General features: G+C 65.8%; 11 protein-coding genes. 6 read left to right on the top strand and 5 right to left on the bottom strand.

Annotated features, from left to right (window positions below; genetic code table 11):
• Positions 1 to 390: 390 nt before the first annotated feature.
• Both AB0323_RS03925 and alr read right to left on the bottom strand, forming a co-directional pair.
• Complete coding sequence (locus AB0323_RS03925; protein WP_366176192.1) at positions 391 to 1,998, bottom strand: PucR family transcriptional regulator; 1,608 nt, start codon at positions 1,996 to 1,998, stop codon at positions 391 to 393.
• On the bottom strand, positions 1,988 to 3,208 hold the full coding sequence (gene alr / locus AB0323_RS03920; RefSeq protein WP_366176191.1) for an alanine racemase: 1,221 nt from the start codon (positions 3,206 to 3,208) through the stop codon (positions 1,988 to 1,990). The genes AB0323_RS03925 and alr overlap by 11 nt, the downstream gene beginning before the upstream one ends.
• 219 nt (positions 3,209 to 3,427) lie before the next feature.
• Here alr and AB0323_RS03915 point away from each other — a divergent pair, with 219 nt between their 5' ends.
• Both AB0323_RS03915 and AB0323_RS03910 read left to right on the top strand, forming a co-directional pair.
• Entirely contained in the window at positions 3,428 to 4,858 is a 1,431-nt protein-coding gene (locus tag AB0323_RS03915; RefSeq protein ID WP_366176255.1) for an amino acid permease, read from the top strand.
• Positions 4,855 to 6,579, top strand: coding sequence for an NAD(P)/FAD-dependent oxidoreductase (locus AB0323_RS03910; RefSeq protein WP_366176190.1), 1,725 nt, complete (start codon positions 4,855 to 4,857; stop codon positions 6,577 to 6,579). Before AB0323_RS03915 ends, AB0323_RS03910 begins: the two co-directional genes overlap by 4 nt.
• On the opposite strand, the gene AB0323_RS03905 is transcribed toward AB0323_RS03910, so the two are convergent.
• The 3 genes from AB0323_RS03905 to purU all read right to left on the bottom strand — a co-directional run bounded on the left by AB0323_RS03905 (position 6,576) and on the right by purU (position 8,842).
• Complete coding sequence (locus AB0323_RS03905; RefSeq protein WP_366176189.1) at positions 6,576 to 7,100, bottom strand: gamma carbonic anhydrase family protein; 525 nt, start codon at positions 7,098 to 7,100, stop codon at positions 6,576 to 6,578. The two genes, AB0323_RS03910 and AB0323_RS03905, sit on opposite strands and share 4 nt — an antisense overlap.
• 93 nt (positions 7,101 to 7,193) lie before the next feature.
• Positions 7,194 to 7,865, bottom strand: a complete 672-nt coding sequence (locus tag AB0323_RS03900) for a class I SAM-dependent methyltransferase (protein ID WP_366176188.1) — start codon at positions 7,863 to 7,865, stop codon at positions 7,194 to 7,196.
• Between the two features lie 116 nt (positions 7,866 to 7,981).
• Complete coding sequence (gene purU, locus AB0323_RS03895; RefSeq protein WP_366176187.1) at positions 7,982 to 8,842, bottom strand: formyltetrahydrofolate deformylase; 861 nt, start codon at positions 8,840 to 8,842, stop codon at positions 7,982 to 7,984.
• Between the two features lie 227 nt (positions 8,843 to 9,069).
• Here purU and glyA point away from each other — a divergent pair, with 227 nt between their 5' ends.
• The 4 genes from glyA (at position 9,070) to AB0323_RS03875 (ending at position 13,198) form a co-directional block, all read left to right on the top strand.
• Positions 9,070 to 10,368, top strand: a complete 1,299-nt coding sequence (gene glyA / locus AB0323_RS03890) for a serine hydroxymethyltransferase (RefSeq protein ID WP_236818388.1) — start codon at positions 9,070 to 9,072, stop codon at positions 10,366 to 10,368.
• 8 nt (positions 10,369 to 10,376) lie between these two features.
• Positions 10,377 to 11,288 (top strand): bifunctional methylenetetrahydrofolate dehydrogenase/methenyltetrahydrofolate cyclohydrolase, encoded by a 912-nt coding sequence (locus AB0323_RS03885; RefSeq protein ID WP_366176186.1) that lies wholly within the window; start codon positions 10,377 to 10,379, stop codon positions 11,286 to 11,288.
• Between the two features lie 102 nt (positions 11,289 to 11,390).
• Positions 11,391 to 12,536 (top strand): sensor histidine kinase, encoded by a 1,146-nt coding sequence (locus AB0323_RS03880; RefSeq protein WP_366176185.1) that lies wholly within the window; start codon positions 11,391 to 11,393, stop codon positions 12,534 to 12,536.
• Positions 12,533 to 13,198, top strand: a complete 666-nt coding sequence (locus AB0323_RS03875; protein ID WP_366176184.1) for a response regulator transcription factor — start codon at positions 12,533 to 12,535, stop codon at positions 13,196 to 13,198. The genes AB0323_RS03880 and AB0323_RS03875 overlap by 4 nt, the downstream gene beginning before the upstream one ends.
• Positions 13,199 to 13,323: the final 125 nt, after the last annotated feature.

The raw sequence follows: 13,323 nt of genomic DNA, 5'->3' as shown, positions 1-13,323 counted from the left end.
CTACCTGCATTCAACGAACACAGAGACACCCCATTGGCTCCAACTCCAGTTGCCGGTAAAGCGGCCTCGGCCCTGCGTTAAGCACCAGACGGCCATCGCTGCGAGCAATGCAAAAGCAAGCACCATCAGGACGGCGAGAACCACTAGAAACCAGACGGTCGTAGTGAGCATTTCGTTCCTCCACTCGATTTGAGCTACTGGCGGATCCCGTGTAGCCGGCACCCGAATGGTAGGCCGCGAAAACCGCGTCTCAGTGGTCAATCGGCGAAATTAAGTGGTGGAACGGGGCAAAATACGTGCAAAATCGACGTTTCTCCGTGTGCCTGCGGCCCTGTCTACGTGTTTCGCAAGCACACTTGTAGACGGTGCCGCAGCCAGGAAACGCCGAGACTAGCCGTCCCCTCCGCCTACCAGACCGTCCGTGTACTGAAGCGCGATCCAAAGCTCCGCCCGTACCGGGGCCTGGTTCAGATCCGTGTCGAGGAGTTCGGCGAGCAGGCCGATCTGGCGGCGCACGCTGTTGCGGTGCAGCCCCAGCAGTTTGGCGGAGGCGTCCCAGCTGCCGTTTTCGCTTAGCCAACCCCGGAGCACTGCCAAGAGCGGATCTCGCCGATCGGCTTCCAAGGCGAGTACCGGTTCAAGAAGCCTCGCGGCCAGCATGGACCCGGCCTCGCGCCCCAGGAGCCCGGTGACGGACCACGTCACCTCGTCGACGCGGGCACTCCGTCCGCTGGACTGGACCCGCGAACGGAGCGACGCCACGCGCTGATGCGCTGCGGCAAGCCCGGTCAGCTCCGTCGGGTCTCCGATGACGAGCCGCCAACCGAGCTTTTCGACGTCGGCCAGAAGCGCGTCGTCCACCTTCAAACGAGTGATCGCAGCGAATCCGTAATCGGTGATCTCCACCAGCTTGGTGTCGAAAAGGCGCCGCCACTGCAATAGCTCACGCACCGGGCTGTCGCCCGCGGGCCACTCAGGCGAGTCCACCTTGATGCCCTGGACCACGCGCAGGGGAGCGGATCGAGTAGAGGACAAGCTCTGGGCGAGGAGATCCTTGAGTCCGTTGACGTGCCGGGTCCCGCCGGTGGCAACGCTTTCAGGGTGCAGCAACAACGCCGTCGCCAATTGGCTCGGCGCGAGCGAGCCGCTGGTCCGTTGGCGGACGAGCAGCTCCAGCAACCCCACCACTGACTGCACCACGCTGTTCTGGGCGGGAGTCAGCGCGGCGTCCGAGCCCAGGATCAAGGCGCCCAGATTGGCGTCCTTGGTGCTCCGCAACGGGTGGCCGAAAACCATCGCCGATCCCGGCTGCTCAAAACCGTCCACCTCAACCCGCGGCCCGCTGCCGGAGAGGAGGCGTTCCAGCATGGGCTCCAGCAGTGAATGCTCGACGCCGGTGCTGCCGCCGGCAGCGTGGGCGCGCGCACGTACCCGCCCGTCCGCTCCGACGAGGAGTGCCCATACGGGCACCTTCTGGACCAATGCAGCGAGCAGCTCGTGTTCCGGCCGAGGGGAGAGGACTGCCCGCATGAGTTGCCTGTTGGTGTCTGCGAGCTGGCGGAAGACCTTCGCGTTGTCCGATTCCAGGAGTTGGGAGAACTCGAGCCCGATTGCGGCGAACGGGATGGACTCCGGGATCTCGATCAAGGTGAGCCTGTGCCGCCGGCACACCTCGAGCAGCTCGGCCGGCACGGCGTCGAAATACGGCCTGATCCCGAACCCCAGCGCCGCCACCTTGGCCCCTACCAGCCGTTTCACATAGGCGTCGACGTTCTCTTGCGAGCCGCCGTCGCCAAGGAAAGGGAGCCCCGCGGTCAGCAGGAACTCCCCGTCCGGCAGGTAGGGGGTGGGATCGTCCAGTTCGCTGGGTTCGACCCAGCGCAGCAGCTCCCCGCCGCTGCCGCCGTCGTGGAGTATCTCCAACTCGGGCGGCAGCTGCTTCAGGAACTGCTCAAGCGTGACGAAGCTCAGGCGGCCGGGGGTCGGCTCAGGCGACATCGCTCGGGGCCTCCTGGTAATCGGGGCACTCGTAGGCACTGGACTCGTACACGCGGGGGAGCCGCGGTGCTATCCGGTTGATGATCTCGTCACCATGGCTTCCGATGGCGGCGCCCCAATCGTCGGCGCTCGCAGCCCCTCCGGCCGGATCGCCGAACAGGACCGCCGTGTCACCGACCTCGATCCCGGACGCATCCGGACCGAGGTCCACCATGAACTGGTCCATGCACACCTTGCCGATCACAGGGACTTTCCGTCCGGCGATCTGGACCAGGCTCCGGCCGCTGATGCCCTTGGGGATGCCGTCGGCGTAACCCAGGGGGATGAGTCCGAGATAGCGCGGTTCGTGCGTGATGGCCTGGTGTTCGTAGCTGACGCCAGTCCCTGCCGGAACCTTCTTGACCATGACGAGCGGTGCGGTGACGCTCAAGGCTGGGCGCAGTCCGAAGTCGGCAGGATCCAGGTGGTCCGCCGGGGCCAATCCGTAGATGGCCAGTCCGGCGCGGACCATATCGAAATGGAATTCGGGCCGGTCCAGGATGTTTGCAGAGCTCGACACGTGCCGCAGCTGCGGGTCCAGGCCGGCAGCGCGCGCTTCGCGAACCGCGTCTTCGAACTCCGCCACGGCTGCAGCGTTTCCTGGGTGGGCGGGAACATCGGCCCAGGCCAAGTGGGTCCAGATGCCGCGGACCAGGACTGTGCCGTCCTGCTCGGCCTTGCGAGCCTGGGCCACGAGTTCGGACCAGTCTTCCTTGCGCGCTCCGCCGCGGCTGAGGCCGCTGTCCAGCTCCAGGTGCACGACGGCGGGACGGCCCAATTGCCTCGCGATCCCGGCCAGGACCTCAAGTTGACCGACGCTCCCAAGCGAAACGTCGACGTCGTACTCGAGTGCCTCACGGATGGTCGCGCTGGTCTGGGATGCCAGATACAGCCACGAAAGGACCGGCACGGCGATGCCCGCCTGGCGCAAGGTGATAGCTTCGCTCAACTGGGCGGTTCCCAGCCAATCGGCTCCTGCCGTCACCGCGGTGCGGGCAACATCCACGAGGCCGTGACCGTAGCCGTTCCCTTTGACTACGGCCATGAAATGCGGCGCGTCGGTGCGCTTCTTGAGGGCTTTGATGTTGTCTGAAATCGCAGATAGGTCAACGCTGACCTGCCCGGAAAGTGCCGCTTCCGGCATTGGTTCTGATTGTGCAATACGTCTCATGGTTGACCACTATAGGTCATTTTGCACCGCCGTGAGAGCTGGCTCACAGGCTTACGGTGGTCAGGGGAATCCGCCAACTACTCTGAAGGGACGTCAACGGTGACTGTGCCTACCTCCACCCAGACCAAGCCAACGCACGCCACGAATGCAGATCCCGGCAACGCCACCCGCCGCCCGGGGCTCGGCTCGCAGCTGCTGCGCCGCAAGCCGATCGGGCAGATGGTCAGCGAAGCCGGAAGCAGCGAAACCGGTACGCCGCTCGTCCGCAGCTTCGGCGTCCTCCAACTGACCATGATCAGTGTCGGCGCCACCCTCGGCACGGGCATCCTGGTGATCCTGGGGGAATCCGTGCCGCTGGCCGGACCCGCGGTCTGGATTTCCTTCGTCGTCGCTGGCCTTGCCGCCCTTTTCTCGGCCGTTTCCTACGCCGAAATGGCAGGCCTCGTGCCCGTTGCCGGCTCCAGCTACTCCTACTCCTACGCCACTATGGGCGAGGGCATGGCCTGGATCTGCGGCTGGTGCCTCGTCCTCGAATACGCGGTCTCCGTTGCTGCCGTGGCAGTCGGCGCAGGGCAATACGTGAACGAAACCCTCGCCGCGTTCGGCCAGTTCCTGCCGGACGCGATGTCCCAGCCACCGGGCAGCGGCGGCGTGGTCAACGTGCCGGCCATGCTGATTGTGGTGCTCGCGATGGTCTTGCTGGTGCGTGGTGCCAAGGAAAGCGCCTGGATCAACACCGCGATCGTGACCATCAAGATCGTCATCCTGCTCTTCTTCTGCGCCGTTGCGTTCACCGCGTTCAACGCCGGCAACTTCGAACCGCTCATGCCCATGGGCGCCGCAGGTGTTTCGGCCGCCGCATCCAGGGTGTTCTTCTCCTACATCGGCTTCGATGCCGCTTCCACAGCCGGCGAAGAGGCCCGCAACCCCAAGCGCGACCTGCCCCGCGCGATCCTGCTCTCGATGGTGATCGTGACCAGCATCTACGTCCTGGTTGCCGTGGCCGCCATCGGCGCCCGCCCCTGGGAATGGTTCGGCGGCACCGAAGCAGCCCTCGTCCAGATCCTTGAGGAAACCACCCACCAGCCCTGGATCGCGCTCGTGTTCTCCATCGGAGCCGTGCTCGCCATCGCCAGTATCGTCCTGACGGTCCTCTATGGCCAGACCCGCATCCTGCTGTCCATGTCCCGCGACGGACTGGTCCCGGAGGTCTTCGGCCGAATCTCCCCGCGAACCGGCACCCCGGTGGCCGGGACCCTCATCGTGGGCACCGCCGTCGCACTTACCGCGGGACTCGTCCCGCTCGGCGCGCTGGCCGACGCCACCAGCATCGGCACGTTGTTCGCGTTCGCGCTGGTCAACATCGCCGTCATCTACCTGCGGCGCAACCGCCCCGACCTCAAGCGCAGCTTCCGCGTGCCGCTCTACCCGATCATCCCCATTCTCGGCACGCTGATGTGTGCCTACCTCATGGCCAACCTGGGTGCCGACACCTGGGCGGTATTCGGCGGCTGGATGCTCGTGGGGATCGCCCTCTACTTCGGCTACGGACGCCGGAACTCCAAGGTAGCGGCCCTGACCGAACAGGAATACCGTGAACTATCCGCCAGGGTCGCTGACCCGGAAACTGTGAAGGCAGAACTTTCATGACCATCGCCACCGAATTGCCCGCGGAACCGACACCCCGCCCCGGGGACGCCGGAATTTCCCAAGCAACGCCGGCCGACGCTCCCATCACCATGCTGAACCCGGACTTCCCGTTCAGCTACGACCACTACCTGGCTCACCCGGGCGGACTTGCGGTTGTTCCGCCGGAACTGTACGGCACGGAGGTCGCGGTCATCGGCGCCGGGCTGTCGGGACTCGTCACGGCCTATGAACTCATGAAGCTCGGGCTGCGTCCCGTGGTCTACGAGGCTGACCAGATCGGCGGGCGGCTGCGCACCGCGAGCTTCCCCTCCGCTCCAGGAGTGGTGGCAGACCTCGGCGGCATGCGTTTCCCCGTGTCAGGCAAGGCGTTCTACCACTACGTGGACCTCCTCGGCCTGGACACCCAGGAATTCCCCAACCCCCTCGCCCCGGCAACGTCAAGCACGGTGATCGAGTTGGCCGGGCAGAAGCACTACGCCGCCACCTCTGCTGAGCTGCCGGAGTTCTTCCACGAGGTTGCCGCAGCGTGGAAGGCCGCAGTGAATGACGGCGCTGCGTTCCAGGAGATGCAGGAGGCGATCCGGGCCCGCGACACCCAGCGCATCAAGGAGCTGTGGAATGAACTGCTCCCGCTCCTGGACGAGCAGACCTTCTACGGCTTCATAGCCGCAAGCAAGTCGTTCAAGGAGGCCGGATTCGCGCACCGCGAGGCCTTCGGGCAGGTTGGTTTCGGCACAGGCGGCTGGGACACCGATTTCCCCAACTCCATCCTCGAAATCCTCCGCGTCGTCTACACCGACGCCGATGACCAGCACCGGCTCATCACCGGGGGAGCGCAACGGCTCCCCGAGGCACTATGGCACCACGCGCCGTCGGGCATGGCTCACTGGCCCGAGGGCACCTCGCTCGCGTCGTTGCATTCCGGTTCCCCGCGCGGAGCCGTGGACCGGATCGAGCGCGGTGGGAACGGCGACCTCCTGGTGCGGGAACGTTGGGGCCGCGAAACCGGCTATCCCGCCGTCGTGACCACATGCCAGTCCTGGCTCCTGTCCACGCGCATCCACACCCAGGAGTCGTTGTTCCCCTCGGAACTGTGGACCGCGATCGAACGCTCGCACTACATGCAGTCGTCCAAGACCTTCGTCATGGTGGACCGGCCGTTCTGGAAGGACATCGATCCCGAAACGGGCCGCGAAGTGTTGTCCATGACGCTGACCGACCGGCTCAACCGGGCAACGTACCTGCTCGACGACGGCCCGGACAAGCCTGCCGTCATCCTGCTGTCCTACACGTGGAACGACGACGCCCTGAAGTGGCTTTCGCTCAGCGCCGAGGAACGCGTGAAGCTCATGCTGCACTCACTCGAGCAGATCTACCCGGGCGTGGACATTGCGAGCCACATCGTGGGCCAGCCCATCACCGTTTCCTGGGAGGCCGACCCCAACTTCATGGGTGCCTTCAAGGCCAACCTGCCGGGGCACTACCGCTACCAGCAGCGCTTGTTCACGCACTTCAAGCAGGACAAGCTGCCGGAGGCCCAGCGGGGCATCTTCCTGGCCGGCGACGATGTCTCGTTCACCGCAGGCTGGGCCGAAGGCGCCGTCACCACAGGACTGAACGCCGTGTGGGGCGTGGTGAACCACCTCGGTGGTTCCTCCGTGGCAGGCAACCCCGGTCCCGGTGACGTGTTGGACGAGCTGGGCCCGATCAGCCTGGACTAGCGCTGCGCGTGCATCCCGCGGTGCGCCGCCGCCAGCTCCCGGTAGTGCGCCGCGTTGCGCTTCACGCCGTCGAGCTCTTCCTCGCTCAGTTCGCGGCGCACTTTGGCGGGCACCCCGGCAACAAGGGATCGGGGCGGGATGACAGTTCCCTCAAGCACCACCGCGCCGGCGGCCACGAGCGAACCGGTACCGATGACGGCGCCGTTCAGGATGGTGGCGCTCATGCCGATGAGGCAGTCGTCCTCCACAGTGCATCCGTGGACGACGGCGCTGTGCCCGACGCTGACGCGCTCGCCGACGGTGCAGGGGAAGCCGGGGTCGGCATGCAGGACCACATTGTCCTGCAGGTTCGAGCCGGCGCCGACGCTGATGGCAGCGGTGTCGGCCCGGACGGAGACACCGTAGAAAGCGCTGGAGTCCTCTCCGAGGGTGGCCTTGCCGATGATGGAAGCCGTGGGTGCCACGAAGGCGGTGTCATGGATGGCCGGCGTATCCCCGGCAAAGGTGTAAATGGGAGCCATGGGGCAAGCCTAGATGACGGCGTCCGGTCCACCCATCCCAACTAAGTCGCATTTGTTGTCGTTATGAGCCCTGAAAACGACAACAAATGCGAGTCAGTTGGGTGGGCCGGAAGGCGTCCGGAGGACCAGGAACTGGTAGTGCTGGGTCCAATTGCCCGCGCCGGGTCCGGACTCGACGCCCGTTCCCTCGGGCCAGGTTTGAAAGTGCTCCACCGTGCCGTGCGCACCGAAGATCCTCCGGACCGCGGCATCGCTGCGGCGGCTGAAGAACCGCCGCGGCTCGTCTTGGTCCTCTGGGTTGAGGACTTCTTCATCGTCACCGGACCAGAGCCCGACGGCGATCGGCGCACCGGCCGCGCTGACCCGCACGAGTTCACGGACGACGTCGTGGATCCCGCTGTTGGGGACGTGCAGAAGGGTGCTCATGGTCCACACCGCGGGAAAGGTGGCGTCGGCGAACGGCAAGGACCGGCCGCTGGCCACACTGGCGTCCAGGCCCTTGGCGCGGGCGACATGGATGCTCTCCTCGGAAAGGTCGACGCCAGTGTAATGCAGTCCCGCTCGGACGAATTCCAAACCCTCGACGCCGGTCCCGCAGCCGAGTTCGAATAGCGAGTGCCTGTGTTCGTTCTTGAGCAGGCGAATGAACCAATCGCGGCATTCCGTCCGACGCGGGGTCATGGCACGGGTATGCGGGAGAGGGGCCTGCCGGTCGTAGAACGCGGCGAGGTCCGCTTCGTGGTCGGCGTCCGGGAAGCCCTGCATGGACCCAGCGTAGAACACCCAACTGACTCGCAGTAGGTGTCGTTATGAGGCGTCAAAACGACACCAAATGCGAGTCAGTTGGGTGGCGGTGGGGACAGTTGGGTGCGCTGGGAGCGCTAGTTGAACACCACCGTGCGGGTGCCGTCGAGCAGGACGCGGTGCTCGGCGTGCCACTGTACCGCCTGTGCCAGCGTGCGGCCCTCGACGTCGCGGCCCATTTGCACGAATTGCTCGGCTGTGCGGGCGTGGTCCACCCGGATGACTTCCTGCTCGATGATCGGGCCCTCGTCGAGGTCCGCCGTGACGTAGTGGGCGGTGGCCCCGATGATCTTCACGCCCCGGGCATGCGCCTGGTGGTAGGGCTTGGCGCCCTTGAAGGACGGCAGGAAGGAGTGGTGGATGTTGATGGCCTTGCCGTTGAGCTCGGTGCAGAGCTCGTTGGAGAGGACCTGCATGTAGCGCGCCAGGACGGTCAGCTCGATGCCATGCTCGTGGATGAGCTCGAGCAGTTTCGCCTCGGCCTGGGCCTTGGTGTCCGGAGTGACCGGGATGTGGTGGAAGGGGATCCCGTAGAACTCCGCCAGACCTTCGAGGTCCCGGTGGTTGGATACGATGGCCGGCACCTCGATGGGGAGGGTTCCGGAGCGTTGCTGGAAGAGGAGATCGTTGAGGCAGTGTGCGTCCTTTGACCCCAGGATCAGGGTACGGACCTTCTGGCCGACGGGGTTGACCTGCCACTTCATGCCGAATTCTTCGGCCACCGGGGCCAGCGCCGAACTCAATTCAGCCTGGGTCGAGGACGTCGTGGCTTCCACCCGCATGAAGAAGTTTCCCGTGCTCGGGCTGCCGTATTGCTGGGAATCGGCGATGTTGCAGCCAGCCTTCAACAAAGCGCCTGCAACGGCATACACAATTCCGGGCCGGTCCGGGCAGGACAGGGTTACAACAAAAGACGTAGGCAGGGTGGAGTCAGTCACACGGTCAAGCCTACCGTTGCGCACCTGTTGTAGTGTTTAAGTCGTCGCGACTGGCGTTGGGTGGTGTACCACCAGGGAGCGGCATGGATGAAGACCACGGATCGTACGCCTGGGCCGAGGGTCACGTTTTACTGTCGCTGTGCCATGCCCCGTAATCAAAGGCATGGAAAAAACCCAGCCGGTAGCCTGACCTGTAGAAATACCCGTTGCCTATCCAGGAGATCTTCGTGACCACCACCACCATCACCTCCGCGACCATCAGCAACCAGCCGCTTTCCGAACTCGACCCCGAGATCGCCGCGGTACTGGAACAGGAACTTGGCCGCCAGCGCGGCACCCTGGAAATGATCGCTTCCGAGAACTTTGCCCCCCGCGCCGTCATGGAGGCCCAGGGCTCGGTCCTGACCAACAAGTACGCCGAAGGCTACCCGGGCCGCCGCTACTACGGTGGCTGCGAATACGTGGACATCGCCGAGCAACTGGCCATCGACCGTGTGAAGGCGCTTTTCGGCGCTGAGTACGCCAACGTACAGCCGCACTCGGGTGCCCAGGCCAACGCCGCAGCCCTGTCCGCCATGATTACCCCTGGTGACAAGATCCTCGGCCTTTCCCTGGCCCACGGTGGCCACCTGACCCACGGCATGAAGCTCAACTTCTCCGGCAAGCTCTACAACGTAGCTGCCTACCAGGTTGAAGAAGACAACTTCCGCGTGGACATGGACAAGCTCCGCGAACAGGCCATTGCCGAGAAGCCGCAGGTCATCATCGCCGGCTGGTCCGCCTACCCGCGCCACCTCGACTTTGCAGCCTTCCGTTCCATCGCCGACGAGGTCGGTGCGCTCCTCTGGACGGATATGGCCCACTTCGCCGGACTCGTCGCAGCAGGCCTGCACCCGAGCCCGGTGCCGCACTCCGACGTCGTCACCTCCACGGTGCACAAGACGCTGGCCGGCCCCCGTTCCGGCGTGATCCTCGCCAAGCAGGAATGGGCGAAGAAGCTCAACTCCAACGTGTTCCCGGGCCAGCAGGGCGGCCCGCTCATGCACGTAATCGCCGCCAAGGCCGTTGCTTTCAAGATCGCTGCCGGCGAGGAATTCAAGGAGCGCCAGGAGCGCGTCCTCGAAGGCGCCAAGATCATCGCCGATCGCCTCAACCAGGCCGACGTCGCCGAAGCCGGCGTTTCCGTGCTGACGGGCGGCACCGACGTCCACCTGGTCCTCGTGGACCTGCGCAACTCGCAGCTTGACGGCCAGCAGGCCGAGGACCTCCTGCACTCGGTGGGCATCACCGTCAACCGCAACGCCGTTCCGTTCGACCCCCGCCCGCCGATGGTCACCTCCGGCCTGCGCATCGGTACCCCGGCCCTGGCCACCCGCGGCTTCGGTGCCACCGAATTCACCGAGGTTGCCGAAATCATCGCTTCGGCGCTGAAGTCCGGCTCCGCTACCGATGTTGAAGCCTTGCAGGCCCGCGTCGACAAGCTCGCCGCTGACTTCCCGCTGTACCCGCAGCACGAGCAGTGGTGACCCCGTCCATGGCGCAGACCGCGAAGATCCTTGACGGAAAGGCGGCCGCCGCCGCCATCAAATCGGAGCTGACTGAGCGTGTCGCTGCCCTGAAGGCCCGCGGCGTAACTCCGGGCATTGCCACTGTGCTCGTAGGGGCGGATCCTGCCTCGCAGCTCTACGTGTCCATGAAGCACAAGCAGTCTGTGGAGATCGGGATGAACTCGATCCAGCGTGAGCTTCCGGCGGATGCCACCCAGGCCCAGGTTGAGGCCCTCATCGACGAACTCAATGCGGACCCCGCCTGCCACGGTTACATCGTGCAGCTGCCGCTGCCCAAGCACCTGGACACCGACGCCATCCTCGAGCGGATCGACCCCGCCAAGGATGCCGACGGCCTCCACCCGACCAACCTGGGCCGGCTGGTGCTCAACGTCAACGGAGAGATCACCTCGCCGCTGCCGTGCACACCCCGCGGCGTGATCGAGCTCCTGGAGCGCAACGGCTACAGCCTCGCCGGCAAGCACGTCGTGGTGGTCGGGCGCGGCGTCACGATCGGCCGCTCGATCGGCCTGCTGCTCACCCGGCGGGCCGTGAACGCCACCGTCACGCTGACGCACACCGGCACCAAGAACCTCTCGGAGCTGCTGCGGCTGGCGGACGTGATTGTAGGTGCAGCGGGTGCCAAGCACATCGTCAAGCCTGCGGACGTGAAGCCGGGCGCGGCCGTGCTCGACGTCGGTGTCACCCGTGAAACCGACCCCGAGACGGGCAAGAGCAAGGTCCACGGCGATATCGATCCCGCCGTTGCCGATGTGGCCGGCTGGATTTCGCCGAACCCCGGCGGCGTGGGTCCGATGACGGTGGCGCTGCTCATGACCAACGTGGTCGAAGCTGCGGAACGCCAAGTGGCAGCGGGAAGCGTCTCCGGCGTCGCCTGATTTTGCTCCCCATCGCCTTGTAGGGCGCCTACTCCCGCGGGAGTAGGCGCCCTACACCGCTAACCCGACGACGCCGGCGCGCTCCGCGGCTAGGCTCGGAGCATGCAGCGGCGTTTCCAGGGTCCTCCCACGAGTTTCATCGTGATCGCGGTGGCCCTGATCCAGGTCTTGGGGACCGTCTTTTCGGCGAGCCATCAGGCCGTCCTGCGCCCGTTGGACCCGCTCGCCTTCATGCTGCTGTTGGCCGGCCCCGCGGCCCTGGCGTTCCGGACCCGCAGGCCCGCCGTCATGCTGCCGATCACCGTTGCAGCCACGTCCATCTACCTGCTCCTCGGTTACGCCTGGGGTCCGATTGTGCTGTCCCTGGCTCTCTCGATCATCCTGACCGCTGCCGCGGGGTTGCGCTGGCAGGCCTGGCTCGGGGCCGGCATTTGCGCGGGCGCCGTCGTTCTGCTTGCTGTCCTCGCCGGGGATGAGACGGGGCTTGTCCGGGCCTCTGCCGGTGTTGCCTGGGCGGCCATCCTTGTCCTGATCGGTGAAGCCTTCCGACGGCGGGGCGAGCGGATGGCCGAATACCGGCGACGGCGGGAGGCCGCGAAACAGGCCGAACGGGACGAGTACCGTCTCACGCTCGCCCGCGATATCCACGATGTGGTGGCCCACTCCCTCTCGATGATCAACGTCCAGGCTTCCGTGGCACTCCATCTGGGAACGGACGATCCCGAGAAGCTCCGCCCGGCACTGGAAGCCATCAAGGCCGCAAGCAAGGAGTCCCTGGCCGAAGTCCGTCAGCTCCTCGGGGTACTGCGCGACGACGCCCCGCTGAGTCCCGCGGCGCCGCCAAGTCTGGGGCGGATCCCGGAACTCGTGGACGACGCGAGGCGCGGCGGCTTGCAGATGCGGTTCGAAAACCTCGTTGACCCGGAACGAGTTGACCCGGAACGAGTGGGCGCAGCTCAGCAGGAAGCCGCCTACCGGATCGTCCAGGAAGCGCTGAGCAACGTCCGCAGGCACTCAGGCGCGGCGTCCGCCGTCGTACTTCTGGAATTGGCGGGGAACTCGCTGCGGGTGAGGATCGACGACGACGGCGGAGGCCTCCGGGGAGCGCCCGCCGGGAACGGGCTGAGGGGCATGCAGGAGCGCGTCGAGGCCCTCGGCGGTACGCTTGGCCTGATGCCGCTGGAGCCGGGGCTGCGCGTGGAAGCGAACGTCCCGCTGAGCGCCGGGCAAGAAGGACACCAGCGATGATCCGCTTGCTGCTTGCCGACGACCAGAACCTTATCCGCGCGGGATTCCGTGCCCTTCTGGACGCTGAACCGGACATGGAAGTGGTAGCTGAAGCGGGCACCGGCCGGGATGCCGTCAGGTTGGCCGAGCGCGAGGCGCCCGACGTCGTGCTCATGGACATCCGCATGCCCGACGGCGACGGGCTGGCCGCAACCCGGCAAATCCTGGCCAACCCCCGCCTCGCACATACCCGGATCATCATCCTCACGACATTTGAGCTGGACGAATACATCGCCGAGGCGGTGCGCGCGGGTGCCGCGGGCTTCCTCGTCAAGGACACCGAACCGGAGGAACTGATCCGCGCCGTGCGGGTAGTTCACGACGGCGACGCGCTCCTTTCGCCGTCCGTGACCCGCCGCATCATGGCCCAGCTCGCCCTGCACACCAGGGCGGCGTCGAAGACTGTGCCGCTGGACCAAATCACCGATCGCGAACGGGAAGTCCTGGCGCTGGTAGGCGAGGGCCTGAACAACGCGGAGATCGCCGAGCGGCTGTTCATCACCCCGCTGACGGCGAAGACGCACGTTTCACGGATCATGACCAAACTGCTGGTCCGGGACCGTGCCCAATTGGTGGTGCTGGCGTACGAATCCGGATTGGTCCGGCCGGGCTGGAGCAGCTAGCCCCGGCCAGCAGTCTCCCGGGGGAGTAGGCGACAGGGCGCAAGTGACTCCCGGTGGCCGACGCGTTTCGATGGGCCAAAAACCAGACTGGAACCAGAGCCGAGATACGGCCTGTTGAGAGTTTG

The sequence above is a fragment of the Arthrobacter sp. NPDC080031 genome (assembly GCF_040702485.1).
Taxonomy (GTDB): Bacteria; Actinomycetota; Actinomycetes; order Actinomycetales; family Micrococcaceae; genus Arthrobacter.
This window is presented reverse-complemented; position numbering and strand designations above follow the sequence as displayed.

Coding starts and splice junctions, on each gene's coding strand:
- AB0323_RS03925 (WP_366176192.1), bottom strand. CDS start 1,998: ATGTCGCCTGAGCCGACCCCCGGCCGCCTGAGCTTCGTCACGCTTGAG.
- alr (WP_366176191.1), bottom strand. CDS start 3,208: ATGAGACGTATTGCACAATCAGAACCAATGCCGGAAGCGGCACTTTCC.
- AB0323_RS03915 (WP_366176255.1), top strand. CDS start 3,428: ATGGTCAGCGAAGCCGGAAGCAGCGAAACCGGTACGCCGCTCGTCCGC.
- AB0323_RS03910 (WP_366176190.1), top strand. CDS start 4,855: ATGACCATCGCCACCGAATTGCCCGCGGAACCGACACCCCGCCCCGGG.
- AB0323_RS03905 (WP_366176189.1), bottom strand. CDS start 7,100: ATGGCTCCCATTTACACCTTTGCCGGGGATACGCCGGCCATCCATGAC.
- AB0323_RS03900 (WP_366176188.1), bottom strand. CDS start 7,865: ATGCAGGGCTTCCCGGACGCCGACCACGAAGCGGACCTCGCCGCGTTC.
- AB0323_RS03885 (WP_366176186.1), top strand. CDS start 10,377: ATGGCGCAGACCGCGAAGATCCTTGACGGAAAGGCGGCCGCCGCCGCC.
- AB0323_RS03880 (WP_366176185.1), top strand. CDS start 11,391: ATGCAGCGGCGTTTCCAGGGTCCTCCCACGAGTTTCATCGTGATCGCG.
- AB0323_RS03875 (WP_366176184.1), top strand. CDS start 12,533: ATGATCCGCTTGCTGCTTGCCGACGACCAGAACCTTATCCGCGCGGGA.